This is a genomic window from Metapseudomonas resinovorans (assembly GCF_002003485.1).
Lineage (GTDB): Bacteria > Pseudomonadota > Gammaproteobacteria > Pseudomonadales > Pseudomonadaceae > Metapseudomonas > Metapseudomonas resinovorans_D.
Genome location: NZ_BDMA01000020.1, coordinates 1 through 24,469, shown reverse-complemented (window position 1 = coordinate 24,469; position 24,469 = coordinate 1). Strand labels below are relative to the sequence as shown.

Below are 24,469 nucleotides of genomic sequence, written 5' to 3'. Positions count from 1 at the left end.
TGGCTGATCCCTGGAGAGACTGACGATGGCCGGAATGCTGGATGACCTGATCGCCCAAGTCATTGGTCTGGAGATTCGCCTTCATGCCTGTGCCGAGCGCCTGGCGGCGGGCACGGATGATGAGGCCCTGCATGACCTGCGCGTCGCTACCCGGCGTCTGCGCAGCCTGCTGCGGCCGTTTCGTGGCCTGCCTGCGGTCGATGTGCTGAACGAGGCGGCTGCCGCCCTGGCAGGTCTGAGCGGGCCGCTGCGAGATCTGGAGGTGCTGATCATCGAGTTGCGCAGCCACGGTCTGGATCGACTGACGACTGACCGCGAACGTGCGCGGCATCTTGGCTACGCGCAGCTCCTGTTGGCGCCGGAGCTTGCTCGTCTTTTCCAGGTGCTCGAAGCCTGGCCCCATCTGATGCGCGTGTGCGAGCGCGAGGGGTTGCTGAAGGGCTTGCAGGGCGCCGTGGGCAAGTCACTTCGCAAGAGTTGCCGTCGGCTCATACAAGCGCTGGAGGATCCTTCCCATGACCGCCATCGCCTGCGTCTGCTGATCAAGCGCCTGCGCTACGGCGTGGAAGCCCATCCGGATCTGATCGGCTTGTCGCCCAAGACCCAGAGGCTGCTGGTGGGCGCGCAATCGGCCCTGGGCAAATGGCATGACAACATGCAGTGGCTGGCCCGTGCGAACCTGGAGCCGGACCTGCGTCCGCGAATTCGAGCCTGGCAGGTGGCGCTGCATGCCGCCGAAGTGCGTTCGGACCGGGTTCTGGAGAAGCTGCTGCGGCGTCTGGCCTGAGCGGTCGTGGCCGTTATCCCGTTGGCGTTGGCGTGGCAGCCCTGTGACGCGTCTTTCGAGCCGGTGGGGCAATGCCCTAAGATCGCCGACTGAACGATTTAGTACAGGGACTGCAGATGAAATTTTTCTCCGAACTGATCCAGGCGGCTCGCAGCAATCCGAATGCAATCGTGGTGCCTGCCACCTGGGGACAGGGGCGGGCGGCCTTCGGTGGCGTCGTTGCGGCGCTGGCGTTCGAAGCCATGCGCGCCAAGGTCGAGGCGGGTCGGCCCGTTCGATCCCTCGCGATGACGTTCGTCGGTCCACTTGAGCCTGAAGTGCCCGCCAGTTTCGAGGCCGAACTGTTGCGCGAAGGCAAGGCGGTGAGCCAGGTGTTCTGCCGCGTGGTGCAGAAGGGCCAGGTCGTGGCACTGGTGCAAGGCAGCTTCGGCGGCTCCCGCCAGTCGGTGGTGCAGATGGCCGCCGAGCCCGCCCCTGACATGAAGCCCGCCGCGGACTGCTTCGAATTGCCTTTCCTCCCGGGCGTTACGCCGGAGTTCACCCGTCACCTGGCCATGCGCTGGGCCATCGGCGGCATGCCGTTCTCCGGAAGCCGCGAACGCGACATGGGCGGGTGGGTACGTTTCCGGGGAGAAGTGGAGCGGGAGCCTGTCACTGAGGCCCATCTGCTGGCCCTGGTTGATGCCTGGCCGCCGGCTACCGTACCGCACCTCCCGACGCCCGCACCGGGCAGCACGCTGACCTGGACCATCGAATTCGTGCAGCCACTACCCAAGCTGGATACCCATGATTGGTGCAAATATCGCGCGCGCATCGAGCACGCCAGCGATGGTTACGGCCATGCGGCAGCAGCCCTGTGGACGCCGGACGGCGAGTTGGTGGCCATGAGTCGGCAGACCGTGGTGGTGTTTGGCTAATCGCCCCGGGCCATGCCAACTCGCGGGGACAACTGTAGGTTGCGGCTGAGCTACGCGAAGCCCAACGGTGCGGACCTGATACCGCGCCACGTTGGGCTTCGCTGCGCTCGCGGAACGCCGCCCGGCCCAACCTACCGAAAGGCGCATCGTGCAAGGGTGGACGTCGCTTTTTACGTCCACCAGCCGAAGTCGGGATCGACACCGACGGTGGATGAAAAGAGCGTCATCCACCCTACAGGTGGGTCAGCGCCTCTTATTGCGCCAGTTACGCCACCACTGGCCGCTTAGCAGGAAGCGCGGGAAGGTGACGAACTGCTCCACCAGCAACCGGCCGACAGCGTCCTTGCGATCGTGGAAGGGTTCCGGTGCCACCGCTTCCATTTTGTGCCCGCGCCCTTGCAGCGCTAGGGAGGCGACGATGCCAATGATGCCGAGCACGAACGGCCGGAAACTCAGGTTGAACAGCCCGTACACCAGGGTGATGGCCGCGAGGATGAACAGCGGCACGGCAATCACATGCAGGATCAGGTTGGCTGGATGCTGGTGGTTGTCGGAGTAGGTCCGCCATTGCCACGCATGCAGGTTGGGAAGTCGTTTGCCCATGTCCGGCTCCTTTGGGGGGAATGTCGGCAGCATAGACCGGCCCTGATGGGCCGGCGAATGCCTTCTCCCTATGGAGCGGATAGCCCGTAGCCCAACTCTGCTGGATCTCGCGAGCCAGAGAAGAACAAGGCGAAAGAGGCTGAGGGGCGGAGTTTACGAGCTGTAAATGAGCAAGCCCGAAGCCTCTTTCAACGCAGTTATTCCGACGCGCAGCAGATCCAGCTCAGGCACCTAGTTTGAGCTGGCGAATCGCCTGGGACAGCTCGCTGGCCAGCTCCGCCAGCTCATTGCTGGTCGCGGCAGATTCCACGGTCTGGCTGACGGTCAGCTCAGTCACGTCGCGAATCCCCACCACGGCGCGGGTCATTTCCTCGGCCACCTGGCTCTGCTGTTCGGCGGCCACCGCGATCTGCGTATTGCTCTCGCGCATCTGGGCGACCGCGCCGGTGATCGCGGCCAGGGCGGCACCAGCCTCGTGGGCGGCTTGCACGCAATCGTCGGCCTTGATCGAGCTTTCCCGCATGAACTCCACCGCATCGCGAGTGCCGGCCTGGAGGGCGCCGATCATGCTGGTGATCTCGTCGGTGGAGTCCTGCACACGCTTGGCCAGATTGCGCACTTCGTCCGCCACGACGGCGAACCCCCGACCCATTTCCCCTGCGCGTGCGGCTTCGATGGCGGCGTTCAGCGCCAGCAGGTTGGTCTGCTCGGCAATGCCGTGGATGACGTTGACCACGCCGCTGATCTTCTGGCTGTCCTCGGCCAGGCGCTGGATGGTCTCGGCGGTCTGCTGCACGCCGGACGACAGCCCGGCAATGGAATGCTCGACCCGCTCCACCACCAGTTGACCGGTGCCGGCAAGCTGGTCGGCGTTCTGCGACTGGTCGCGGGTGTCCGCTGCATGCTGGGCGATATGGTGCACGGTGGTGGACATCTCGTTGATGGCCGTGGCGGCCTGATCGGTTTCGCTCTGCTGGCCGAGCATGCCCTGGCGCACCTCTCCCATGCTCCCAGCCAGGCGTGCGGCGCCTTCGTCGAGGCGTGCCACGGCCTGGGCGACGGTGCCGACCACGCGCGCATAACCGGCTTGCATGGCATTGAAGGCGCTGGCCATCTGACCTACTTCGTCACGGCTGTCCAGCGGCACGCGCGCGGAAAGATCGCCGCTGCGTTCGACGTGGAGCATCACGTCCTTGAGGGTGTTGAGATGGCTGAGCAGGAAGCGGATCAGCAATTGCGAGGCCGCCAGCAGGGCAACCATCAGCAGGAATACTGAGATTGCGTACTCCACGGCGCGGGCGCCGAGCAGTTGGGTCAGGCTCGGGCTGCTGGCCAGTACGGCGACGCGCTGGCCGTCGGCGTGATCGAACACCTGGGCGCCGATGACCGGATCGCTGCCGAGCAGAGCGTCATGCTCCAGTTCCGCCCAGCCGTTGGCGCGGGCCAGCGCCTGGCCGCCAGGCAATTGCGGGGCGCTACCGGCATCAAAGGCGAGGACGTGGGGCAAGGAGGGCAGGGGTTGGGCGGCGGGCCAGGATTTCAGTAGCTGGACCTGGGCCGCGGCGGCTTTGCGGGCATCTTCCGCCCGGCCCTGCTGCTCCAGGTAAAGCGCGTGGAGGACCAGCAGGAGTGTGGTGCAGAAGGCCACGGCGTTGACGGCCCAGAACTTGTATTTCAGGGAGATATCGCGAATCCAGGTTCCCATGATTTTCTTCTTGTGGCTCGGAGAGTATTGGCAAGGTGCCACTATTTTCTGACGGAAGATTCCTACCAGAGTTGATCCGAATCAAGAAGGAATCTGATTGCCTGCTTCAGTCGATGGTCGGAAGTCCGAAGAAGGCGCGAGCACAGGTGGTCGTGTGGAGGGCCAGCTCTTCGGGGCTTTCGCCGCGATGCACGGCAACTTCCCGCAGTACTTCGGTGAGGAAGGCCGGTTCGTTGTGGCCATGCTTGGGTTTGGGGCGCAGGCTGCGCGGCAGCAGGTAGGGCGCATCGCTTTCCAGCATCAGCCGGCCACGGGGAATGTCACGGACCAGGGCGTGCAGATGGGTGCCGCGACGCTCGTCGCAGATCCAGCCGGTGATGCCGATGTGCAGGTCGAGGTCCAGGTAACCGTAGAGAGCGCGCTTCTCGCCGGTGAAGCAGTGCACGACGGCGGCGCTGAGCTGATCGCGGAACTGCCGCACGATGGCCAGCAGGCGTTCATCGGCGTCGCGCTCGTGGAGAAACACCGGCTTACCCAGTTCGGCGGCCAGTGCCAGCTGCTCTTCCAGCGCCTTTTCCTGTTGCGGGCGTGGGGAGAAGTCACGATTGAAGTCCAGGCCGCATTCGCCCACTGCGCGTACCCGTGCTTCGCCCAGCAGTGCACGCAGTGTCCGCTGGCTATCGCTGTTCCAGTCGCTTGCTTCATGGGGATGGACGCCAGCGGTGCTGAACAGCAGCAGGCCGCTTTCATCCAGTTGCTCGGCGACGAGCAGGGCCTTTTCGCTGTCATCCAGGCTGGTGCCGGTCAGCACCATCTGGCGGACGCCGGCGGCCTGGGCACGCTCCAGCAGGGCGCGGGCATCGCGGGCGAGGCTGGGGTGGGTCAGATTGACGCCGATGTCGATGAGTTGCATGGTGCTACCTCGGATTGGAACAGAGCAGCTGAACAATGCTCGAAACAATTAAAAAAACCAATCTTTACAGGAACTTGGCGCCTTATGTTGAAGTCAATACCACGCTTTGACTGGCGTCAGGCGCGTAGCTGTGACACTCTCCGCGCCCCTCGCTCGCCATCCAAGGTTTCGCGGCGCAGCAACTCTACACGTTCGGGTGCGCGCTGACGTCCCGCCCAGTCCCTGGAGAATTGATGACGCGACCGCTGCTGTTCCTGCTCTGCCTGCTGGCGCTGTTGCCCTTCACGGCCAGCGCTCGCCTGGCTGGGCCGCCGGAAGTCTGGCAGCAGCCGGCCGAAGCGCGCGACCTGGCACAGATCCGCCGCAGCGGTGTGCTCAAGGTGCTGGTGAACCAGAGCCGCAACAGCTCCGGCGAGGTCAAGGGCGAGTCCGTCGGCGTCGAGTACCACCGAATCCGTGCCTTCCAGCAGTACCTCAATCGCAATGCCCGCGACGGGCGTGAAATCAAGCTGAAGATCATTCCGAAGGCCAAGGATCAGTTGCTGGCTGCATTGCAGCGGGGCGAGGGTGACCTCGTGGCGCCGGGGGAATTGGTCAGCCAGGGCATCGGCAGCAACATCAGCGCCAGTGCGCCACTGCGCAAGGATGTGCCGCTGGTGCTGGTCAGTCGTCAGGGGCAGCGTCGTTATCAGCGCCTGGAGCAGTTGTCCGGCCGCAGCATTGCACTGCCAGTCGGTAGCGCGGCGGGTGAGGCATTGCGGCCGGTGAACGAGAAGCTCGCGGCGCGCAAGCTCGCCCCTATCGTCATCGAGTGGGTCGACTCGACGCTGGCGGTGGAAGATGTGCTGGAAATGGTCCAGGCCGGCATCTTCCCGCTGACGGCCGTGGAGCAACCGATTGCCGAACGATGGGCCAAGGTGATGCCCAAGCTGCGCCTGGATAAGCACCTGGTGCTTGACCGGCAGGGCGACATGACCTGGTTCGTTCGCCGGGATGCGCCGACGTTGCGGGCCAGTGTCGACCGTTTCCTCGCGGGGTATCGCGCACCTGAAGATCAGGATGCTGCGTTCCAGCGCGTCTACCGGCGCCTCTACAAGGTTCACAACCCGCTTGCCCGCACCGAGCGCCAGCGCCTCGAGCGCGTGCGCCCGGTGCTGCAGCGCTACGCCGACCAGCATGACTTCGACTGGCTCAGCCTTGCGGCACTTGCCTATAAGGAGTCCAGCCTGAATCCGGCCGCCAAGGGTGCTGGCGGCGCCACCGGGCTGATGCAGATCACGCCGGGAGCCGCGAGCAGCGTGGGGGTGGGGAACATCCAGAAGCTCGACAACAATGTGCAGGCGTCAGCGCGGTATCTGGCCAAGCTGCGTCGCAGTTTCTTCTCCAGCACCCAGCTCGATGAGCGTGAGCGCATGGCCTTCGTGCTCGCGGCCTACAACCTCGGCCCGCAACGGGTCCAGGGGATGCGCGCCGAAGCCCGGCGGCGGGGCCTGAATCCCAACCAGTGGTTCTTCCAGGTAGAACGCATCGCTGCTGAACAGGCCGGGATGGGTGTGGTGAGCTACGTCAACAGCGTGAACAAGTACTACCTGGCCTTCGATCGCGAGCGTTATCTATTGGAGCCTTCAAAAAAGGCTGGCAAGGCGCGAAAATAATCGAACAATTCGATGATGTGGGTGAGAATTTTCCGGTTTTAATATCAAAAAATTCTACTAAGCTTGTGTTCATCGACTCCCACAACACAAGGAACACCTCGATGAGCAACCCGATCAAATCCATCCTCGCCACCAATGCCGGCTATGGCATCACCCTGCTGCGGGTCATCACCGGCCTGACTTTCATGGCGCACGGCGCGCAGAAGCTCTTTGGCATGTTTGGTGGTTATGGCCTGGCGGGTACTGGGCAGTGGATGGAAAGCATCGGCCTGACTCCCGGCTACCTCATGGCCCTGATGGCCGGTAGCGCCGAGTTCTTTGGTGGCCTGGCCCTGGTAATCGGTTTGCTGGTGCGTCCGGCCGCTGCGGCGTTGATCGTCGCGATGGTCGTGGCGATCTTCAGCGTGCACTGGGCCAGCGGTTTCTTCATCACCAACGGTGGTTTCGAGTACGCCATGATCCTTGGTCTGATCAGCGCCACGCTGCTGGTCGAAGGCGCCGGCAAGATGTCCCTGGATCGCAACCTGGCCAGCTGAGCCAGGACGTTGAAAAAAAGGCCCGCTCATGCGGGCCTTTTTGCGTCTCATGGCTGCTTTTTCCTGGCCATTGCCAACTCGGCGGCGGCCTGGAGGCGCAGGCGCTCCTGCGGATTGAAGCCTTCCTCCTCCAAGCGGTTGATCGCAGCCGTCTTGTCACTCTGGCTCAGGCCCTCGCTGGCCTCGATACGGCCTTTCTCCTTCAGGTAGGCCTGCAACCGTTGCTGCCATTGCAGGCGCTGCTGGTCCAGGTTCTCCAGCCGCGCCGTTGCTTCGGCCCCCACCAGTTGCTGGCGGAGCTGACGAACCTGCTCTGGGCTGCCGCCTGATGCCTGGAGCGCCCCCACCTGGACCCTGAGTTCGGCCTGCAACTGGCTCGCGGCCAGGGCCTGCATCTCTTCCGGCAAGCCAGCGCGTAGTTGGTCGATGGCTGCAGCCTTCGCGGCCGGGGTCATGTCGGCGTCGCGCTGAATGGCCAGGCGCTGCAGGGTGAAGGCGTTGTAGGCCTCCTCGGAGGCGAAGAAGGCTTGATGGGCATCGGTGCTGAAGATGCGGGCGCGCAATGCCTGGACGGCCGCTTCTCGCTGGCGCAGAGCGGCGAGGTCGGCGAGCAGCGGCAGGTCGCGCTCCAGTTGTACCAGCTGACGCTTGTAGTCCAGGTACTGGTCGAGCAATGCCAGGGCCTGGCCTTGCGCCGGCGTTTCCAGTTGCTCGGCGATGAAGCTTCTGAGGCGCTGGATGCTGTTGGCCAGCGACTCTTCACCCTGGGTGCTGAGGAAGTAATCGAAGATGCGCCGGACGTCTTCGGTGATCAGCAGGTTGCCGGCGGTATCGAGGTGGAAGCGGCCGTCTACTTCTGTTCCCACCAGTGATCCGGGCTGTTTCGCGACGCTGGTTGCGCCCGCCAGGGGGCTTTGCAGAGGCTGCGAAGTGGGGAAGGCGTCGGCGGTGGGAGCGGGCGCTGCGGTCACGGCTTTCGGAGGCGCTACGCCTGGTGAGGCAGGGGCCGGTTTGCCGCCCCATTGCAGCAGGATGGCCAGGGCGCCGGCAAAGGCGATAGGGAACAGCAGCAGGATTCTTTTCACGGGGTCACTCGGCAGTCTGGAGAGAAGCGGGGCCCGAAGGCCCCGCGAAGCAGGCTCAAAGCCCGTCGTTCTTCAGCCGGTTGGCCTGTTGACGATAGACGGTAGTTGGGTCCGTCTCGAACAGACTCGTCAGGCCCAGGGTCTGATTGACTTCGTCCAGGTGGTTCATCCGATAGTCGTCGCGGATGACCTTGCCCAGGTGCGAACTGCAACGTCCCACCAGGCCGTCGTTGGCTTGGCCGTTGAACGGTAGGGAGCTGGCGCCAAGCAGACCGTCGCTGACATCCAGCACGTTGGTCAGGGGACTGGTGCCGCTCCAGGAGTAGTAGCGCACGCCATTGACCTGATAGGCGCCTTCACCGCAGGCCGTGGTCGGCAGGCCCTGCGGGAAGCGTGCGTTGAACGCGGCCGCGCCCTGGCTGTTGAGGGATTCCAATGCGCCAAGGGCGTTCTGCTGGAGGTCGCTGTTGCTGCCGGATAGGAAGTTGATCAGCGCGCCCAGGCCGTTGACGATGCCGGCCAGCATGACTTCACCCGCGGAGCCTGGTGGTATCTGGCGAAGGAAGTCAGCAGTGGCGGAACCTTTGTGGGGAGCGCCGACGCTGGTGGCGGAGGCGACGAGATCCGGGCGCACCGCTGCCACATAGCGAATGGTCGGGCCGCCATGGCTGTGACCGATCAGATTGACCTTGGGGCTGCCACTGATGGCGACGATCTCTTCCACCTGTTCAAGCAGCTCTTCGCCGCGTGCTTCGGTGGTGTTCAACTGGCTGACTTCCGTGACATAGACGCGGGCGCCATCACTGCGCAAGGCAGAGGGGATGCCGTACCAGTAGTCGACGCCCAGGATGCTGTCGAATCCGAGCATGCCGTGGGTCAGGACGATCGGGTAGCGGGTCTGGGTATAGCCGCTGGAGCCGAACCAGAGTGCCTGGGCTTGCGCGGAAGCAGCGAGTCCAGTGGCGAGGCAAAGGGCGAGCAGGGTCTTGTTGTTCTTCATGTGCGCTCTCGATGTTGTGCGTGGGAGGGCCTGACTGCTTTCCCTGGCGTGGCCACGCCCTTCCTGGGCGTGCACTTCAGGCAGGGCGGAGCGCAGGAACCATGCCATTCGGGGCGAATATCAAGCGAGTGCTCTGGGTTGGGCTTTTCGCGGATGTTTACATCCGTTCACCCTAAGATGTCGGCCAGTTTCCTGTTACTCGCCGAAACGTCAGGCTGGGGTCGAAGGCCGCAACGGCCAGTGTCCGAGCGCGCGATAACGGGTGCCCCTGGCTGTGTTTTCCGAGGCGAAGAGGGCGAATTCCGTGGCTGGCCAATCGAAGGTTGGGGTGCTGGCCGCGGGAAGTCGCGGGCAGTGGCGAGCCAGCGTCAGGTGAGGCTTGAAGGGGCGGGTCTCCAGAGTGAAGCCGGCGCCCAGCAATTGCTCGCGCAGGTCGCGTTCCAGCTCGATCAGTGCGGGCGGTATCCGGCTGGGTGCCAGATACAGCAGGCCGTTTTTCCAGCGCGCCAGGCGATCCAGGTGCAGGGTGAACGCCTTCGGTTCGAGGCTGGTCGCCAGGGCTTCCAGGGCTTCCACCTGGCCACGGGGTTGCGAGCCGAGGAAGGCGAGGGTGAGGTGAAGCTTGTCGGGCGCCACGGGTTTACCGTCAACAGGGTTCCGGGTGCGCCAATCGGCAATGTCGTGGGCCAGTTGCGGGCAACAGGGAAGGGCGAAGAACAGGCGCAGGGGCGGGGTGCTCATGGGCGTCTCGCAAGGCGTGGTGGTCGCCTTGACAGTATTGCGCGGGCTTCTCTAGGATGTCGCCCCATGCGCCGATTTAGTCAGCTACTTGCGGGGCGCAGAAGTCTTCAGAGGCTTCCAAATACCGCTAAAACGCTGGTTCGGTGTCGCCTCTCACCGCTGCCCAGCGGGACCCCACGAGGCGGAGACATGACACCATGACCTGTCCCCAACCCCTGCTCCGACTAGCCCCGATCACCACCGGGCTGGTTTTGCGCAATCCCCGAATCCTGCTTGGCGGCTCGCACCAGCCAACGCTCCTGCGCTATCTCGAAGGCTGGCCCAAACGTTGGGGCCGTCCGCGCAACTTCCTGATCCAGTTCGCTCGCGAAGGCGAGTCATTGGCTCGCTTCGCCAGCGACAGCTTCGACATGGCCGTGATCCAGACGCCATCTGCCCAGGAGTTGCCGGAGGTACTCGGCCAATTGGTGCGGGTGGCGCGGCAGGGACTGATCACTCGGCGCTGACCGGCCGGCTCGACCGCTGATCTACGGATAATCGATCTCTACGACGTACCAGGTCTTTTCCCCGGTTGGGGTGCTGACCCGGACTTCGGCGTCCAGCGGCTTTCCCACCAGCGCACGGGCAAGGGGGGAGTCGATGCTGATGAGGTTCTGCTTCAGGTCGAATTCGTCAGGTCCGACGATGCGGTAGCGAGCCTGCTCGCCATCGTCGTCTTCCAGGGTGACCCAGGCGCCAAAGTAGACCTTGTCGGGATCGCTCGGACGCTCGCGCACCACTTTGAGGTTTTCCAGGCGCTTGGTGAGGAAGCGAACGCGACTGTCGATCTCCCGCAGCATCTTCTTCCCGTAGGTGTATTCGGCGTTCTCGGAGCGGTCGCCCTGGGCGGCCGCTTCACTCACGGATTGCGTGACCTTGGGGCGGCGTACATGCCACAGCTCATGAAGCTCGGCGCGCAGCTTTGCCTCACCTTCCGGGGTGATTAGAGGGGTTCCGGCGGTGCGTGGCGGGCGATAACGGCTCATGACGGTCCTGCGGGGTTTCGGAAAGCGAAGCCTATCAAGCTTCGCGCAGGACCGTCAGTGGGCTGGCGTTGAGCGCGCGACGCGTCCCCATCACGCCTGCCGAACCCACGAGCAGGGCACCCAGCAATGGCAGCAGGAGCAGCCAGGGGTGGGGTTGCCAATCCAGGTCGAAGGCGAAGCGATAGAGCAGGGCGCTGACCAGTTCGCAGCCGAGTGCAGCGAGCAAGCCGCTGCAGGCGCCGAGCAGGGCGAACTCCGCGCGACGGGCTTTCAGCAGCAACTGGCGCTCGGCGCCCAGGGCGCGCAACAGGGCGCCTTGGCGGATGCGCTCGTCCAGCGTGGATTGCAGACCCGCGAACAGTACGGCCAGGCCGGCCGCGAGGACGAAAAGCAGCACGAACTCCACTGCCAGGGTGACCTGGGCGAGGATGCTGCGCAGCTGCGCGAGGATGGCTTCCACCTGCAACAGCGTCACCGCCGGGAAGGCACGGGACAGCTCCACCAGATCGCGGTCGTGGCGCGGTGGCAGATAGAAACTGGTGAGGTAGGTGACGGGAAGGTCGGACAGGGTGTCCGGCGCGAAGATCATGTAGAAATTCGGCTGGAAGTTGTCCCAATCCACCTCGCGCAGGCTGGTTACCTCGGCGTCGCGTTGCAGGCCGCCGACGCTGAAGCTGAGCTTGTCGCCCAGCTTGAGGCCAAGGCTTTCGGCAAGTTTGGATTCGACGGAAACACCTGGCAGGGCGGATTTGCCCAGGTCGCTCCACCAATGCCCGGCTACCAGGCGATTGTCGCCGGGTAGTTCGGCGGACCAGGTCAGGCTGAGGTCGCGCTGCACGGCACGTTCCCCCTGGGAGTCCTTGCTCACCAGTTGGCGTACCGCTTCTCCGTTAATGGCCGTGAGTCGGCCGGGCACTACCGGATAAAGCGGAGAAGGATGCGGCGACAGACTGGCGAGGCGGCTGGCGAAGGCGTCTCTCTCAGCCGGCAGCACGTTCAGGGCGAAATGGTTGGGCGCGTTCTCGGGTAGCTGGTTCTGCCAGGTATCCAGCAGTTCGCCCCGAAGCAATGCGATCAGCGCCATGGCCAGCAGAATCAGGCCAAAGGCCAGGGACTGGCCGGCCGCCGCCAGTGGGTAGCGCAACAGTTGGCCAAGGCCGAGTCGCCAGGGCAGGGCGGCGTTGGCCAGGACCTTGCGCAGCCCCTTCAATCCGGCCAGCAGCAGGCCGCCCAGCAGCAGGGCCGCGATCAAGCCGCCACCGAGCAGGGCGAGCGTCAGTTTCAGGTCCAGGCTCAGTCGCCACATGATCAGGCCAAGGGCCAGCAATGCCGCGCCATATATAAGCCAGGCACTTGGGGGCAGCGGCAGCAGGTCACGGCGCAGGACGCGCAAGGGCGGCACCCGGCCCAGTGCAGCCAATGGCGGGAGTGCGAAGCCGCCCAGGGCGAGCAGGCCAGTGGCGATCCCGGCCAGCGCGGGTACGAGGCCGCCGTCAGGAATCACCGCGGGCAGGAGTCCGCCCAGCAATTCGAACAGCACGACCTGCGCCAGCCAGCCGAGCAGGGCGCCCAGTGCACTGGCAAGCAACCCCAGCAGAGCCAGTTGCAGACCAAATAGAAAGAGGGCTTCGCGGCGCGACAGGCCAAGGCAACGTAGCAGGGCGCTAGCGTCGTAACGACGCGCGGCGAATCTGGCCGCAGACAGCGCCACGGCGACGCCGGAGAGCAATACGGCGGCGAGGCTGGCCAGGTTCAGGTAGCGTTCGGCGCGACCGAGGGCTCCACCGATCTGGCGATTGCCTTGTCTGGCATCTTCCATGCGCTGGTGCGCTGCCAGGTTAGGTTCAATCTCCGTTCGGTACTGCGCCAGCGCTTCATGCGAACCGCTCCACAGTTCCCGGTATCGCACCCGACTACCGGGTTGCACGATGCCGGTGGCATCGAGGTCATCCAGGCTGATCAGTACCCGTGGGGTGAGGCTGTAGAAGTCGCCTGCACGGTCGGGTTCGTAGGTGAGCACGCGCGTCAGGCGCAGGGTTTTCTGCCCGACATCGATACTGTCGCCGGGCTTGAGGTCCAGCGTTGCGAACAACCTCGCCTCCGCCCAGGCTTCACCCGCTTTCGGACCGCTACCGGTGGTCTCCTCGCCATAGGGCTGTGCGGCGCTCTTCAATTCGCCGCGCAGCGGATAGGCTGCGTCGGCGGCCTTGACGCTGGAGAGCTGGATACCGTTGTCGGTGGCGATAACGCTGGAGAATTCCACCGCGCTGGCATGTTTCAGGCCCAGCCGGATGCCGCTTTCGACTTGCTCGGCGCTGGCCGGTGACGAGCCGCTGAGCAGGAGGTCGGCGCCGAGGAATTCCGTGGCACGCAGTAGCATGGCGCCATTAAGGCGGGCACTGAAGTAGCCGATGGCGCTGCTGGCGGCTACGGCTACCAGCAGGGAGAAGAACAGCACCCGCAACTCGCCGCTGTGGGTGTCGCGCCACAGTTGGCGGGCGGCCATTGTCAGCAGGCGAGCGAGTGGCAGGCGTCGCATCAGGGTTCCACCTGTTCGACCAGGCGTCCGCCTTCCAGACGGATAAGTCGGCGGCAGCGATGGGCGAGGCGTTCGTCGTGCGTCACCAGCACAAGGGTGGTGCCGCGCTCCTGGTTGAGTTGGAACAGCAGGTCGCTGATGCGCTCGCCGGTGTGGCTGTCGAGGTTGCCCGTGGGCTCGTCGGCGAACAGCACATCGGGTTCGGCGGCAAAGGCGCGGGCAATGGCGACGCGTTGCTGTTCGCCACCGGAGAGCTGGCGCGGGTAATGGCTGAGGCGCTGGTCCAGGCCGACCCGTTCGAGCAGGTGACGGGCACGTGAGCGCGCATCGCGGTTGCCTTCCAGTTCCAGCGGCAGCATGACGTTTTCCAGGGCGTTGAGGTTGTCCAGCAACTGGAATGACTGGAAGACGAAACCGACATGCTCGGCGCGCACCCGCGCTCGCTGGTCTTCGTCCAGGCTCGACAGGGCGCGGCCAGCCAGGTGCACCTCGCCGGCGCTGGGCAGGTCGAGCCCGGCGAGCAGGCCGAGGAGGGTGGATTTACCGGACCCGGAGCTACCGACGATGGCCAGGCTGTCGCCCTTGCCGAGGTCGAAGGAGAGGTCGTGAAGGATGGTCAGCTCGCCTTCCGCGCTGGGAACCACTTTGCTAAGGTTCCGCGCATCGAGAATGCTTGCGCTCATGGAGAATCCAATGCGTGCCTGGTTGTTGGGCGGCTGCCTGTCACTGTTGCTGTTGGCGCAGGAGGCCATGGCGGGGACCGTGCTGGTCGTCGGCGATAGTATCAGCGCTGCTTTCGGGCTGGAATCCAGCCAGGGATGGGTCTCGCTGCTGGAAAAACGCCTTGCCGAAAAGGGTTACGAACAGCGTGTGGTGAATGCCTCAATCAGCGGTGACACCAGTGCCGGCGGGCTGTCCAGGCTGCCGGCGCTACTGGCCGAACACAAGCCGGAGCTGGTGATCATAGAGCTTGGCGGCAACGATGGACTGCGTGGCCAGCCACCTGCGCAATTGCAACAGAATCTTGCCGCCATGATCGACAGCGCCAAGGCGCAGGGTGCATCCGTGCTGCTGCTCGGCATGCGTCTACCGCCCAACTACGGCGTGCGCTATACGACGGCGTTTGCCAACGTCTATAACAGCCTGGCAGCAGAAAAACAGGTGCCGCTGGTGCCCTTCTTCCTCGATGGGGTCGGGGGCGTGCCGGAGATGATGCAGGCCGATGGCCTTCACCCTCGCGCGCAGGCCCAGCCAAGGCTGCTGGACAACCTCTGGCCGACGCTGGAACCCATGCTCTGACGCTTTTCCCGAGGCTCGCTTTCGGCTAATGTTGCGCACCCTCCCTGGAGTCCTCCATGCCGCGCCCCGCCTGGTCCCTGTTTGGCTACAAAGTCATTGAGCCCGACGAGCAACTCGACCTGTTCGCTTGCCGCGAGATTCGCCTGCACCTGGTGGCGCGACAGCTGGAACTGGACGGCTTCGCGGATCGGACCCTTTGCGGCGGTTTGCTGCCGGCGCAGCCGCGCTGGAGTAGTCTGGAGCAGGAGTTGCTGCGTGATCGGCGGCTGTGCTCCAACTGCCGTTCCACCCTCGATGCACACCGCAAGGGGCAGCACTCGGTCTGGTCGGAGGCCTGAGGGCTCCCGGCGCGGCGCGCGCCGGTGTAGAATTCTGAGTCTTTTAATCAGTCAATTTGCCAAGGATTCCCGGATGTTGCCGCGCTTTACAGCCGTCGCCCGCTCCCTGTCGTTAGCGTCCCTGCTGGTGGCGGGCCCTGTCGTAGCCCTTGAGCTGCCCCTGCCGCCGCCCGGCGAAGATATCGTCGGCCAGGTCCAGGTGATCAAGGCCAAGTACGAAGACACCTTCGCCGATATCGGTGTAGCCAATGACCTGGGTTACCTGGAAATGGTTGCCGCCAACCCTGGCGTCGATCCCTGGCTGCCCGGTGCGGGCACCGAGGTCATCCTGCCGACCCGCTACATCCTCCCGGCCGGGCCGCGCGAAGGCATCGTGATCAACCTTGCCGAGTACAGGATGTACTACTTCCCGAAAGGGCAGAACGTGGTGCATACCTATCCGCTCGGCATCGGTCGTGAAGGCTGGGGTTCGCCCATCGCGCACACCACCATCACCGCCAAGACCTCCAATCCGGCCTGGTATCCGCCGAAGTCGATCCGCGAAGAGCATGCAGCCGATGGCGATCCGCTTCCGACCATGGTGCCGCCGGGCCCGGACAATCCCCTGGGGCCGTTCAAGTTCAAACTGGGCGTACCGGGCTACCTGATTCATGGCTCGAACAAGAAGTTCGGCATCGGCATGCGCGTCAGCCACGGTTGCTTCCGCATGCTGAACAACAACGTTCTGGCACTGGCTGCCATGGCGCCGGTGGGCACTCCGGTTCGCATCATCAACGAGCCCTACAAGTTCGGCGTGAGCGGCGGCAAGGTCTACCTGGAAGCCCATGCCCCGCTGGATGATCATGGCGATCCGTCCGTAGTGGACAAGCACACTGCTGTGATCAACGCGCTGCTCAAGCGTGAAGAGTTGGTCAACACCATCCGCCTGGATTGGGATGTGGTGCGCGAAGTAGTCGCGGCCGAGGACGGCCTGCCGGTAGAAATTGCCGAGCCCAACTCGGCGGTTGCGGCCACTATTCCCAATACCGAGCTGTAAGCGCCGGTCGTTTCAAGGAAGCCCGCTGAGCGATTCGCCAGCGGGCTTTTCTTTTGCCCGTGAATTGGCGATGCAGCGGCGTTTGAAAGTAACTCGGAACAGAAGGGCAGAAAGTGCGGGCAATAAAAAAGCCGACCCAGCGAACTGGATCGGCTCTATAGCCCGAGAGCTATTACTTGCGGCTGGCTTTTTCCAGCATACGCAGGGCGCGCTCGTTAGCCTCGTCAGCGGTCTGCTGGGCTTTCTGAGCGGCGGCCAGAGCTTCGTCAGCCTTGCGGTAGGCTTCGTCAGCACGGGCTTGAGCGCGAGCTGCTGCGTCTTCAGTCGCAGTCAGACGAGCTTCGGTTTCTTTGGATACGCTGCTGCAACCGGTGGCCAGAACTGCGGCCAGAGCCAGAGCAGAGAATTTCAGAACGTTGTTCATCGTGTTCCCCTTAAGGTGGACATTTCCATAAAGCAATTCCCCGAGCTTGGGAAATTAGCCGGCGTACATACTACCCATAACTTGTAGTAAGTAAACTGACCTTGTGCAAGGCAGGCACATTTTTTTCAGCTTGCCGGCTAGTTCACGAGCAACTAACGAGGTCGCTGATCAAAAAACGGTCAGGCTGATTGTTCTTTGATCAGTCGAAATTCCAAGTGTAGGCCCTGCCCAGCGCTCTGGGTCGTTTCCCTCCCATAATCTGACAAGCGTTACCTCGAGCCCGGACAAGGGCATTCATGCGCAAATCGTGCATTGAAAAGGGAACTTTTTCCGAGAACCGTGAATTATCACTCTCTATACAAAGAGCGGCCGTAGTAGTGCCTGTGGGCCGCTGATAAGCTTGCACGGCTTCCGATATCCGTAGCGAAGCGCAGACTTCAAGGACGTCACTATGTCGAAGATTCTCAAGTGGGGAGTGCTCTCGGTTCTGGCCGTGGGGTTGATCATCAAGTTGTCACTCTGGTGGTCGGTCAGATCGATCATGGATGACGCAATCAGCAAGTTGTCGCCGATGGTGGATATCACCTATGGCGGCATTACTTCTTCCTTCGATGGCCGAGTTGGCCTCGAGAACCTTCAACTTCGCGTCCCGGTCATGGGAGATAGCCTCCACGTGCAGCAGGCTGAACTGAAGTTCAAGAGCTTGCGCGAACTCCTCAGTTTCAAGGAGCGCCTTGCCGAGGGCAAGTTTCCCGAACAGATGGCGCTCAGCCTGAAGGGCATGGCGCTGGAAGTGCACGGGCCGTTCATGCAGCAGCTGTACAATGCTCCGGCCGAGCGCAGTGTATTCACTGCAATGAGCGAGGTGGCGTGCGGCACAGTGCGCAATATCGGCACTGACGAACTCCTGGAAATGGGCTATCGCACCCTCGAATCCGACGTCGAGTTCTCCTATCTGTTCCAGCCGGGGGCGCAGAAACTCAACCTGAACCTGACTTCCGACACCCGGGACATGGGCGAGGTGCGTCTCAACCTGTCGTTGTCTAACATGTCGGAGAAGCCGGGCGACCTGCAGGTCAATCCGCCGCAACTCTCCAGCGTGATCTTCGAGTTGAACGACAACCAGTACCAGCGCAAGGTGCAGCAGTTCTGCGCCGGTAAACTCGGTCAGACGCCGGATGTGTACCTGAAGAGCGCAGTTCAGCAGTTCGATACCGTACTGCGGAGCCAGAAGGTCGCCCTCGGGCAATCGATGCTGGATGCTTATGGGCGTTACCTGAAGGACCCGCAGTCGCTTCGCGTCGAACTCACCCCGAGCGAAGGCATGGCGTGGGATGGCCTGCAGTTCTTCGAGGCCAAGGATGTGGTTGCCATGCTGCGTCCGGCGGTATTGGTGAACCAGGAGTTGGTCCAGCCGGTCGAATTCACCTGGGTTGACCCCTCGGCAGCGCGCAATGAGCAAGTTGCAATGGAGAAGGTCACCGCAGAACCGGAAAACGATGGCGACGGACGTGCCGTGCAGCAGTATGAGTTCGTCAATGTTGCCGACCTGCCGGGTTATGCCGGCAAGCGACTACAGTTCATCACCTTCGATGGCGCCTATTACCAGGGTGTATTACACAAGGTGGAGAACGGGAAGGCGTACCTCAGCGTGCAGTTCGGCTCCGGCACGGCAGAGATGTTCCTTCGGCTGGAAAAGATCGATAAGGTACGCGTAAGGTTTTAGATCCTCAGAGGAGTAGTGATGAGCGAGGCATTGTCCATCCACCATGACCAGGCAGGTCATCAGTTCGAGACCACCGTGGAAGGTCATCGTGCATACCTGGCCTATATGGACCTGGGTAAACAGACTTTGGACATCTATCGCACTTTTGTGCCGAACGTCCTGCGCGGCCGCGGGATTGCTGCAGCATTGACCGAGTCGGCCCTGGAATATGCCGAGGATCATGGTTATACCGTGATCCCATCCTGCTCCTACGTCGAACGCTATATCGAGCGACGTCAGCGTCAGGCCCAGCGCAACGGCTGAGCTGAAGCGCAAAGAAAAACGCCGGGCAATTGCCCGGCGTTTTCGTTTCCAGCTTTCGATCAGCGCTGGCGCTTGGGCAGCACATCCTTGAGCTTGGCGTGCATGCTGCGCAGTGCTTTCTCGGTGGCTTCCCAGTCGATGCAGGCGTCGGTAACGGAAACGCCGTACTTCAGCTGGTCGAGGTCTTTCGGGATCGACTGGCTGCCCCAGCCCAGATGGCTTTCCACCATCAGGCCGACGATGGAGTTGTTGCCTTCGAGGATCTGGTTGGCGACGTTGTCCATCACCAGCGGCTGCAGGGCGGGGTCCTTGTTGGAGTTGGCGTGGCTGCAATCGACCATGATGTTCGGCCGAATGCGAGCCTTGGTCAGTTCCTGTTCGCAGATGGCGACGCTGACCGAGTCATAGTTCGGCTTGCCGTTGCCGCCGCGCAGAACCACGTGGCCATAAGCGTTGCCCTTGGTGGTGACGATGGACACGCCACCTTCCTGGTTGATGCCGAGGAAACGGTGCGGGCTGGAAACCGATTGCAGGGCGTTGATCGCTACGGTCAGGCTGCCGTCGGTGCCGTTCTTGAAGCCGACCGCTGACGAAAGGCCGGAAGCCATTTCGCGGTGAGTCTGGGATTCAGTGGTACGTGCGCCGATGGCTGACCAGCTGATCAGGTCCTGCAGGTACTGCGGGGAAATCGGGTCCAGGGCTTCGGTGGCGGTGGGCAGGCCCTTTTCGGCCAGGTCGCGCAGCAGCTGGCGGCCGATATGCAGGCCGTCCTGGATCTTGAAGGAGTCGTCGAGGTACGGGTCGTTGATCAGGCCTTTCCAGCCGACGGTGGTGCGCGGCTTCTCGAAGTACACGCGCATCACCAGGAAGAGGGTATCGGACACTTCGGCAGCCAGGACCTTCAGGCGATCGGCATACTCGTGAGCGGCCTTGATGTCGTGAATGGAGCAGGGGCCCACGACCACGAACAGGCGATGGTCCTTGCCATCGAGGATATTGCGGACCACCTGGCGGCCATTGGCTACGGTGCCCAGGGCTTCATCGGTCAGCGGAATTTCGCGCTTCAACTGCTCCGGCGTGATCAGGGTCTCGTTGGAGGCAACGTTAAGGTCGTCGATCTGTAAATCAGCCATCGTGCTTTTCATCGTTCAGGTCGTCAGGTCACGGGTGCAGGCCGCCAGCGATCCCCGTTTGGCGGAGAGCACAGCAGTAAAAACGCGGCGGGGACGGGAACCTTAACGCTTTCCACGTAACCTCGACAATGGCGAATGCATGCGCCGAACGTGGAATTTGCACGAATTCAGACAGGGGCGAAGTCGGCTGCGTGCAGGGTGATCCATTCCTGCGCCACCGCTTCCGGCGCGAGGGCATGGCCAACCGCCTCCTCGCGCTGCTTGCGGTACTGTTCGATCAGGCAGATCTGCTCGACCATGCGTGCGCGGAACATGTTTTCTTCATCGGTGAACGCGATGCCGATCATGTAGTCGTCGACCTGTTTGCGGCACCAGGCGACGGTCCCGGAAAAGCGTGCCTGGTCGCCCAGCAGCGGGATGCACAGTTCGATGGAGGTGCCGCGCCGGAACGCCCGGACGGAGTTGCATGCCACCCCACCCAGGCTGATATCGTGCAGCCGCTGCGGGGGCATGTGCCTGCCCTTGCGCGGAACCAGCTCCACGGGCATCTCCGTGGGGTGACGCAGGAATTGACGCATGACCGCGAACTCCAGATGCCTCGAACCCGGCATCGCACCAGACACTATAGTGCCCGAGGTGGAACTGACCGACCTCGATGCCGATCGCCGTCTGCTCGACCTGCCCGGCACTTCACTGGTGATATTCACCAGTATCGGCTGCGCCAGTTGTCGCTGGGCTCGCGGGCATCTGCCGGGAGCCGGCCTGCCGGTGGACCGATTGTGCTGGATCGATGCCGGCAATAATGGTGGGCTGGTCGAGCGCTATGAGGTATTCCACCTGCCTGCGTTATTCGTGGTTCAAGATGGCAACTTCCATGGCGCGCTGCACTCCAGCCTGCGGCGCGACGATCTGACAAAGTCCCTGGAGCGGGCCTTGGCCCGGCCGGCAGAGGAGCTTCCTTAAATGAGTACGAGCAAACCGCGTATCGGCATTATCGGTACCGGCGCCATTGGCGGCTTTTATGGTGTGATGCTGGCGCGTGCCGGCTTTGATGTGCACTTCCTGCTGCGCAGCGAATACGACGCCGTGGCCGCGCGTGGCCTGCAACTGAACAGTGCGGTGCATGGCGCCCAGGCGCTGTTCCCTGTCCAGGCCTACCGTGATGCCGCTGACATGCCGCCTTGCGACTGGCTGCTGGTAGGTGCCAAGACCACCAGCAATGCCGCGCTCTCGCCGGCCATTGCCCAGGCTGCAGCGCCGGGCGCGAAAGTGGTGCTGCTGCAGAACGGCCTGGCGGTGGAGGACGAACTCCGTCGGCTGCTGCCAAGCTCGCTGCATCTGCTTGGTGGTCTCTGCTACATCTGCGTCCACCGCTCGGCGCCGGGCGTGATCGAGCACCAGTCCCTGGGTGCGGTGAACCTCGGCTACCACTCCGGTCCGGCGGTTGGCGACGCTGAACGTCAGGCGCTGACGGAGGAGGGCTCTGGTCTGTTCAAGGCTGCTGGCATCGATTCCGCGGCGGTCGCCAACCTGGACCAGGCGCGCTGGCAGAAGCTGGTGTGGAACGTGCCCTACAACGGCTTGTCGGTGCTCCTGGATGCCGGCACCACCGCGCTCATGGGCAACGCCGATACGCGCGCACTGATCCAGGCGATCATGCAGGAAGTGGTGGACGCGGCGACCGCCATCGGGCATCGCATTCCGGATAACTTCGCTGCAAAGCTGCTGGCTTCTACCGATCGCATGCCCAACTACCTGCCGAGCATGTATCACGACTTCGCACAGAAGCGCCCGCTTGAACTCGGTGCCATCTATGAAGCCCCTCTGGCCGCGGCTGCAGCCATTGGCTTCGAGATGCCGCGTATCCGTGCGCTCTATCAGGCGCTACGCTTCATCGACGCACGCAATCAGGGCTGAGGGCGGACCTTCATGGGCAAGGGGCTGGGTGACAAGCTGGTATTGGCAATCTCTTCGCGGGCGCTGTTCGACCTCGACGAAAGCCACCGGGTCTACGAGGCGGAAGGCATAGAGGCCTACCGCCAATACCAGATCGACCATGAAGATGAAGTGCTCGCGCCTGGGGATGCCTATCCGCTGGTGGAGAAGCTGCTTGGCTTGAACGAGCAACTGGGCCAACAGCGGGTGGAGGTCATCCTGGTGTCGCGCAACAGCGCTGACACCGGGCTGCGGGCCTTCAATTCCATCCAGCACTACGGCCTCGGCATATCCCGCGCGGCCTTTGTCGGAGGGCGCAGTCCCGAGCCGTATCTGCGCGCCTTTGGTTGTCACCTGTTCCTGTCTACCCATGCCGAAGATGTGCGTCGCGCCCTGCAAACCGGATACGCCGCAGCCACCATCCTCTCTGGAGGACCGCGCCGCGCCGCGAGCAACGAGTTGCGCATTGCCTTCGATGGCGACGCGGTGCTGTTTTCCGACCATTCCGAGCGCATCTACCAGACTGGCGGCCTTGAGGCTTTCCAGGCCCACGAGCGCGATTCGGCGCGCGAACCACTGGACGGTGGCCCCTTCAAACCCTTCCTTTCGGCGCTTAACCGGCTGCAGCAGGAGTTCCCGCCGGAGGCCTGCCCGATTCGCACGGCGCTGGTAACCGCGCGCTCCGCACCGGCACATGAACGGGTTATCCGTACTCTTCGCGATTGGGATATCCGGCTGGACGAGTCCTTCTTCCTGGGTGGGCTGGAAAAGGCCGCGATTCTCGAAACCTTCGGTGCGGATGTGTTCTTCGACGATCAGGCCGGGCACTGCGAAAAAGCCCGCGACGTAGTGGCTACCGGGCACGTGCCGCATGGCGTGAGCAACGAATCGCAGTTGTGACCAGGTTCTGCGCCAAAATTGCCTGCGCATCGGCGATGCGTCGTCAAAAATCGCTTCGGAATACTCATTAGCAGCTCGTTAACTCCGCTTCCTCAGCGATTTTTTCCTCGCCTGACCATCGCTCGACGACTTTTCGTACAGAACCTAAGCTCTGGTGAGGCCAGCCATGCAAGGCGGTAGGAGGCCTCATGATTCGCTCCATTCTCTATGCCACGGACCTCGGTCTCTATGCCCCATATGTTCTGCAACACGCCCTGTCTCTTGCTCGCGCCTACAACGCCCAACTGTACGTAGTCCATGCGGTGGAGCCCCTCGGGCTGTTCGCCGAATCGGTGCTGCAAACCTATCTGGACGACGACACCCTGAAGGAGCTGCGGGCCAAGGGGCTGGGCACCGTGATGTCGAGTATCGAGCAGCGGGTGCTGGAAGGATTTCGCGATGAGATGGGCGAGGCCGTCCAGGACCTGGACATGATCCGCGCGGTACGGGTGGTCCAGGGGGACCCGCCGCTGGTCATTCTCGAAGAAGTGCAGAAGCTATCCGTGGACCTCCTCGTCGTAGGAAGCCACAGCCACGGGACTTCGCTGGATACACCGCTGGGTCGTACGGCTGCCAGATTGGTGCAGCTTTCCGAGGTGCCGGTGTATCTGGTGCCGATGCTCCAGCATCGCGGACACAACGACTTCTGATCACCGCTGGTCGCTGGTTGTGCAAAGCGCAAAAAAACGTCTAGTTTTATTCAGCAAACCATTAATATGGTTATAAACGCCGCCGACATCCTGCGGCGTAATCGCTTTGAGGATTGCCTATGAAGCTCCAGCAATTGCGCTACATCTGGGAAGTAGCGCACCACGACCTTAACGTGTCCGCTACTGCCCAAAGTCTCTACACATCGCAGCCGGGCATCAGCAAGCAGATCCGTCTGCTGGAAGACGAGCTGGGCGTCGAGGTTTTCGCTCGTAGCGGCAAGCACCTCACCCGTGTCACTCCGGCCGGTGAGCGCATCATCACCACCGCGGGCGAAATCCTGCGCAAGGTCGAAAGCATCAAGCAGATTGCCCAGGAGTTCTCCAACGAGAAGAAAGGCACCCTGTCCATCGCCACAACCCACACCCAGGCGCGCTATGCACTGCCGCCGGTGATCGGTGGATTCATCAAGCAGTACCCGGATGTCGCCCTGCACATGCACCAGGGCACGCCCATGCAGATTGCGGAGATGGCTGCCGATGGCACCGTCGATTTCGCCATCGCCACCGAAGCCCTGGAGTTCTTCGGTGACCTGGTGATGATGCCGTGCTACCGCTGGAACCGCTGCGTCATCGTTCCTCAGGGCCACCCACTGACCAAGTTGCCCAAGCTGACCCTCGAAGCGCTGGCCGAACATCCCATCGTGACCTACGTGTTCGGTTTCACCGGGCGCTCCAAACTGGACGAGGCGTTCAGCCATCGCGGCCTGACTCCCAAGGTGGTCTTCACCGCGGCCGACGCCGACGTGATCAAGACTTACGTTCGCCTGGGACTGGGCGTTGGCATCGTCGCGAAAATGGCGGTGGACCCCAAGCTCGACAGCGACCTCGTGGTGCTGGACGCCAGCGAACTGTTCGAGGCGAGCGTGACCAAGATCGGCTTCCGTCGCGGTACTTTCCTGCGCGGTTTCATGTGCGACTTCATCGAGAAGTTCGCCCCGCACCTGACCCGCGACGTCCAGGCTCGCGCCGTGCAGTGCCATAACAAGGCGGAGCTGGATGAACTGTTCCACGACGTGGAGCTGCCGACCTACTAAGGGATACGGCAAGAAAAAGCCCGGCGGATGCCGGGCTTTTTTATGGTTCATCGCGCTTTCCCGGGGAAGGCGGCCTTGATTTTCAG

At 63.0% G+C, this 24,469-nt stretch carries 27 protein-coding genes; 15 read left to right on the top strand and 12 right to left on the bottom strand.

The features are described 5' to 3' along the window. Positions 1-25 precede the first annotated feature (25 nt). Together MnOB_RS05995 and MnOB_RS05990 are read left to right on the top strand one after the other, a co-directional pair. Positions 26-787: a CHAD domain-containing protein gene (locus MnOB_RS05995; protein WP_077523023.1), complete on the top strand. Its 762-nt coding sequence runs from the start codon at positions 26-28 to the stop codon at positions 785-787. 116 nt (positions 788-903) lie between these two features. After that, the gene (locus tag MnOB_RS05990; protein WP_077523021.1) at positions 904-1,704 is read left to right on the top strand and encodes an acyl-CoA thioesterase; all 801 of its coding nucleotides are present in this window, start codon (positions 904-906) and stop codon (positions 1,702-1,704) included. Positions 1,705-1,947: 243 nt separating this feature from the next. On the opposite strand, the gene MnOB_RS05985 is transcribed toward MnOB_RS05990, so the two are convergent. From MnOB_RS05985 to MnOB_RS05975, 3 genes are all read right to left on the bottom strand, one after another. Next, positions 1,948-2,307, bottom strand: a complete 360-nt coding sequence (locus MnOB_RS05985; RefSeq protein ID WP_077523019.1) for an Mpo1-like protein — start codon at positions 2,305-2,307, stop codon at positions 1,948-1,950. Between the two features lie 223 nt (positions 2,308-2,530). Next, positions 2,531-4,012: a methyl-accepting chemotaxis protein gene (locus MnOB_RS05980; RefSeq protein WP_077523017.1), complete on the bottom strand. Its 1,482-nt coding sequence runs from the start codon at positions 4,010-4,012 to the stop codon at positions 2,531-2,533. Between the two features lie 106 nt (positions 4,013-4,118). Then, complete coding sequence (locus MnOB_RS05975) at positions 4,119-4,925, bottom strand: TatD family hydrolase (protein WP_077523015.1); 807 nt, start codon at positions 4,923-4,925, stop codon at positions 4,119-4,121. A 233-nt stretch (positions 4,926-5,158) separates the two neighbouring features. Here MnOB_RS05975 and MnOB_RS05970 point away from each other — a divergent pair, with 233 nt between their 5' ends. Together MnOB_RS05970 and MnOB_RS05965 are read left to right on the top strand one after the other, a co-directional pair. Next, the gene (locus MnOB_RS05970) at positions 5,159-6,580 is read left to right on the top strand and encodes an MltF family protein (protein ID WP_077523013.1); all 1,422 of its coding nucleotides are present in this window, start codon (positions 5,159-5,161) and stop codon (positions 6,578-6,580) included. A gap of 101 nt (positions 6,581-6,681) precedes the next feature. Continuing rightward, complete coding sequence (locus MnOB_RS05965; protein WP_077523011.1) at positions 6,682-7,116, top strand: DoxX family protein; 435 nt, start codon at positions 6,682-6,684, stop codon at positions 7,114-7,116. Between the two features lie 47 nt (positions 7,117-7,163). Here the strand turns inward: MnOB_RS05965 and MnOB_RS05960 are convergent, their stop codons facing one another. From MnOB_RS05960 to thpR, 3 genes are all read right to left on the bottom strand, one after another. Next, positions 7,164-8,201 carry a lipase secretion chaperone gene (locus tag MnOB_RS05960; protein ID WP_077523009.1) on the bottom strand — a complete coding sequence of 346 codons (1,038 nt, stop codon included), beginning with the start codon at positions 8,199-8,201 and terminating at the stop codon, positions 7,164-7,166. A gap of 55 nt (positions 8,202-8,256) precedes the next feature. Then, positions 8,257-9,201: a triacylglycerol lipase gene (locus MnOB_RS05955; RefSeq protein WP_077523007.1), complete on the bottom strand. Its 945-nt coding sequence runs from the start codon at positions 9,199-9,201 to the stop codon at positions 8,257-8,259. A 210-nt stretch (positions 9,202-9,411) separates the two neighbouring features. Next, complete coding sequence (gene thpR / locus MnOB_RS05950) at positions 9,412-9,942, bottom strand: RNA 2',3'-cyclic phosphodiesterase (RefSeq protein ID WP_077523005.1); 531 nt, start codon at positions 9,940-9,942, stop codon at positions 9,412-9,414. Between the two features lie 197 nt (positions 9,943-10,139). On the opposite strand from thpR, the gene MnOB_RS05945 reads away from it, so the two are divergent. Further along, a complete protein-coding gene (locus tag MnOB_RS05945; protein WP_077523003.1) occupies positions 10,140-10,448 on the top strand; it encodes a hypothetical protein in 309 nt (102 codons plus the stop codon). A gap of 21 nt (positions 10,449-10,469) precedes the next feature. Here the strand turns inward: MnOB_RS05945 and greB are convergent, their stop codons facing one another. Genes greB through MnOB_RS05930 form a run of 3 tightly spaced genes read right to left on the bottom strand, consistent with a single transcriptional unit; the run spans position 10,470 to position 14,189 of the window. Next, positions 10,470-10,967: a transcription elongation factor GreB gene (gene greB / locus MnOB_RS05940; protein ID WP_077523001.1), complete on the bottom strand. Its 498-nt coding sequence runs from the start codon at positions 10,965-10,967 to the stop codon at positions 10,470-10,472. Positions 10,968-11,001: 34 nt separating this feature from the next. After that, positions 11,002-13,506, bottom strand: a complete 2,505-nt coding sequence (locus tag MnOB_RS05935) for an ABC transporter permease (RefSeq protein WP_077522998.1) — start codon at positions 13,504-13,506, stop codon at positions 11,002-11,004. Beyond that, positions 13,506-14,189, bottom strand: coding sequence for an ABC transporter ATP-binding protein (locus MnOB_RS05930; RefSeq protein WP_077522996.1), 684 nt, complete (start codon positions 14,187-14,189; stop codon positions 13,506-13,508). The genes MnOB_RS05935 and MnOB_RS05930 overlap by 1 nt, the downstream gene beginning before the upstream one ends. A gap of 10 nt (positions 14,190-14,199) precedes the next feature. On the opposite strand from MnOB_RS05930, the gene MnOB_RS05925 reads away from it, so the two are divergent. From MnOB_RS05925 to MnOB_RS05915, 3 genes are all read left to right on the top strand, one after another. Further along, positions 14,200-14,805: an arylesterase gene (locus tag MnOB_RS05925; RefSeq protein WP_077522994.1), complete on the top strand. Its 606-nt coding sequence runs from the start codon at positions 14,200-14,202 to the stop codon at positions 14,803-14,805. A 56-nt stretch (positions 14,806-14,861) separates the two neighbouring features. Then, positions 14,862-15,143, top strand: coding sequence for a hypothetical protein (locus tag MnOB_RS05920; RefSeq protein WP_077522992.1), 282 nt, complete (start codon positions 14,862-14,864; stop codon positions 15,141-15,143). A gap of 73 nt (positions 15,144-15,216) precedes the next feature. Then, positions 15,217-16,179: a L,D-transpeptidase family protein gene (locus tag MnOB_RS05915; RefSeq protein ID WP_077522990.1), complete on the top strand. Its 963-nt coding sequence runs from the start codon at positions 15,217-15,219 to the stop codon at positions 16,177-16,179. Between the two features lie 172 nt (positions 16,180-16,351). Here the strand turns inward: MnOB_RS05915 and oprI are convergent, their stop codons facing one another. Continuing rightward, positions 16,352-16,603, bottom strand: coding sequence for an outer membrane lipoprotei OprI (gene oprI, locus MnOB_RS05910; protein ID WP_003448337.1), 252 nt, complete (start codon positions 16,601-16,603; stop codon positions 16,352-16,354). Positions 16,604-17,054: 451 nt separating this feature from the next. On the opposite strand from oprI, the gene MnOB_RS05905 reads away from it, so the two are divergent. Continuing rightward, entirely contained in the window at positions 17,055-18,329 is a 1,275-nt protein-coding gene (locus MnOB_RS05905) for a hypothetical protein (RefSeq protein WP_077522988.1), read from the top strand. Positions 18,330-18,347: 18 nt separating this feature from the next. Then, on the top strand, positions 18,348-18,632 hold the full coding sequence (locus tag MnOB_RS05900) for a GNAT family N-acetyltransferase (protein WP_077522986.1): 285 nt from the start codon (positions 18,348-18,350) through the stop codon (positions 18,630-18,632). A gap of 59 nt (positions 18,633-18,691) precedes the next feature. Here the strand turns inward: MnOB_RS05900 and MnOB_RS05895 are convergent, their stop codons facing one another. Next, positions 18,692-19,765, bottom strand: a complete 1,074-nt coding sequence (locus MnOB_RS05895; RefSeq protein WP_077522968.1) for a 3-deoxy-7-phosphoheptulonate synthase — start codon at positions 19,763-19,765, stop codon at positions 18,692-18,694. A 167-nt stretch (positions 19,766-19,932) separates the two neighbouring features. After that, positions 19,933-20,343, bottom strand: a complete 411-nt coding sequence (locus tag MnOB_RS05890) for a PilZ domain-containing protein (RefSeq protein WP_077522950.1) — start codon at positions 20,341-20,343, stop codon at positions 19,933-19,935. Here MnOB_RS05890 and MnOB_RS05885 point away from each other — a divergent pair. From MnOB_RS05885 to cysB, 5 genes are all read left to right on the top strand, one after another. Next, positions 20,342-20,728, top strand: a complete 387-nt coding sequence (locus tag MnOB_RS05885) for a YbbN family protein (protein WP_077522948.1) — start codon at positions 20,342-20,344, stop codon at positions 20,726-20,728. The two genes, MnOB_RS05890 and MnOB_RS05885, sit on opposite strands and share 2 nt — an antisense overlap. After that, entirely contained in the window at positions 20,729-21,682 is a 954-nt protein-coding gene (locus MnOB_RS05880; RefSeq protein WP_077522947.1) for a putative 2-dehydropantoate 2-reductase, read from the top strand. It begins immediately after the preceding gene. Positions 21,683-21,694: 12 nt separating this feature from the next. Then, on the top strand, positions 21,695-22,600 hold the full coding sequence (locus MnOB_RS05875) for a 5'-nucleotidase (RefSeq protein WP_077522946.1): 906 nt from the start codon (positions 21,695-21,697) through the stop codon (positions 22,598-22,600). Positions 22,601-22,788: 188 nt separating this feature from the next. After that, positions 22,789-23,289, top strand: a complete 501-nt coding sequence (locus MnOB_RS05870; protein WP_077522945.1) for a universal stress protein — start codon at positions 22,789-22,791, stop codon at positions 23,287-23,289. Between the two features lie 119 nt (positions 23,290-23,408). Further along, positions 23,409-24,383: an HTH-type transcriptional regulator CysB gene (cysB, locus tag MnOB_RS05865; protein ID WP_077522944.1), complete on the top strand. Its 975-nt coding sequence runs from the start codon at positions 23,409-23,411 to the stop codon at positions 24,381-24,383. Positions 24,384-24,469: the final 86 nt, after the last annotated feature.

Bases quoted from the DNA above. Each gene is read 5' to 3' on its own strand.
- MnOB_RS05915 (WP_077522990.1), top strand. From the start codon at position 15,217: ATGTTGCCGCGCTTTACAGCCGTCGCCCGCTCCCTGTCGTTAGCGTCC.
- cysB (WP_077522944.1), top strand. From the start codon at position 23,409: ATGAAGCTCCAGCAATTGCGCTACATCTGGGAAGTAGCGCACCACGAC.
- MnOB_RS05895 (WP_077522968.1), bottom strand. From the start codon at position 19,765: ATGGCTGATTTACAGATCGACGACCTTAACGTTGCCTCCAACGAGACC.
- MnOB_RS05900 (WP_077522986.1), top strand. From the start codon at position 18,348: ATGAGCGAGGCATTGTCCATCCACCATGACCAGGCAGGTCATCAGTTC.
- MnOB_RS05935 (WP_077522998.1), bottom strand. From the start codon at position 13,506: ATGCGACGCCTGCCACTCGCTCGCCTGCTGACAATGGCCGCCCGCCAA.
- MnOB_RS05890 (WP_077522950.1), bottom strand. From the start codon at position 20,343: ATGCGTCAATTCCTGCGTCACCCCACGGAGATGCCCGTGGAGCTGGTT.
- MnOB_RS05870 (WP_077522945.1), top strand. From the start codon at position 22,789: ATGATTCGCTCCATTCTCTATGCCACGGACCTCGGTCTCTATGCCCCA.
- thpR (WP_077523005.1), bottom strand. From the start codon at position 9,942: ATGAGCACCCCGCCCCTGCGCCTGTTCTTCGCCCTTCCCTGTTGCCCG.
- MnOB_RS05925 (WP_077522994.1), top strand. From the start codon at position 14,200: ATGCGTGCCTGGTTGTTGGGCGGCTGCCTGTCACTGTTGCTGTTGGCG.
- MnOB_RS05945 (WP_077523003.1), top strand. From the start codon at position 10,140: ATGACCTGTCCCCAACCCCTGCTCCGACTAGCCCCGATCACCACCGGG.
- oprI (WP_003448337.1), bottom strand. From the start codon at position 16,603: ATGAACAACGTTCTGAAATTCTCTGCTCTGGCTCTGGCCGCAGTTCTG.
- MnOB_RS05990 (WP_077523021.1), top strand. From the start codon at position 904: ATGAAATTTTTCTCCGAACTGATCCAGGCGGCTCGCAGCAATCCGAAT.
- MnOB_RS05965 (WP_077523011.1), top strand. From the start codon at position 6,682: ATGAGCAACCCGATCAAATCCATCCTCGCCACCAATGCCGGCTATGGC.
- MnOB_RS05985 (WP_077523019.1), bottom strand. From the start codon at position 2,307: ATGGGCAAACGACTTCCCAACCTGCATGCGTGGCAATGGCGGACCTAC.
- greB (WP_077523001.1), bottom strand. From the start codon at position 10,967: ATGAGCCGTTATCGCCCGCCACGCACCGCCGGAACCCCTCTAATCACC.
- MnOB_RS05980 (WP_077523017.1), bottom strand. From the start codon at position 4,012: ATGGGAACCTGGATTCGCGATATCTCCCTGAAATACAAGTTCTGGGCC.
- MnOB_RS05955 (WP_077523007.1), bottom strand. From the start codon at position 9,201: ATGAAGAACAACAAGACCCTGCTCGCCCTTTGCCTCGCCACTGGACTC.
- MnOB_RS05920 (WP_077522992.1), top strand. From the start codon at position 14,862: ATGCCGCGCCCCGCCTGGTCCCTGTTTGGCTACAAAGTCATTGAGCCC.
- MnOB_RS05880 (WP_077522947.1), top strand. From the start codon at position 20,729: ATGAGTACGAGCAAACCGCGTATCGGCATTATCGGTACCGGCGCCATT.
- MnOB_RS05905 (WP_077522988.1), top strand. From the start codon at position 17,055: ATGTCGAAGATTCTCAAGTGGGGAGTGCTCTCGGTTCTGGCCGTGGGG.
- MnOB_RS05995 (WP_077523023.1), top strand. From the start codon at position 26: ATGGCCGGAATGCTGGATGACCTGATCGCCCAAGTCATTGGTCTGGAG.
- MnOB_RS05885 (WP_077522948.1), top strand. From the start codon at position 20,342: ATGACCGCGAACTCCAGATGCCTCGAACCCGGCATCGCACCAGACACT.
- MnOB_RS05975 (WP_077523015.1), bottom strand. From the start codon at position 4,925: ATGCAACTCATCGACATCGGCGTCAATCTGACCCACCCCAGCCTCGCC.
- MnOB_RS05970 (WP_077523013.1), top strand. From the start codon at position 5,159: ATGACGCGACCGCTGCTGTTCCTGCTCTGCCTGCTGGCGCTGTTGCCC.
- MnOB_RS05930 (WP_077522996.1), bottom strand. From the start codon at position 14,189: ATGAGCGCAAGCATTCTCGATGCGCGGAACCTTAGCAAAGTGGTTCCC.
- MnOB_RS05875 (WP_077522946.1), top strand. From the start codon at position 21,695: ATGGGCAAGGGGCTGGGTGACAAGCTGGTATTGGCAATCTCTTCGCGG.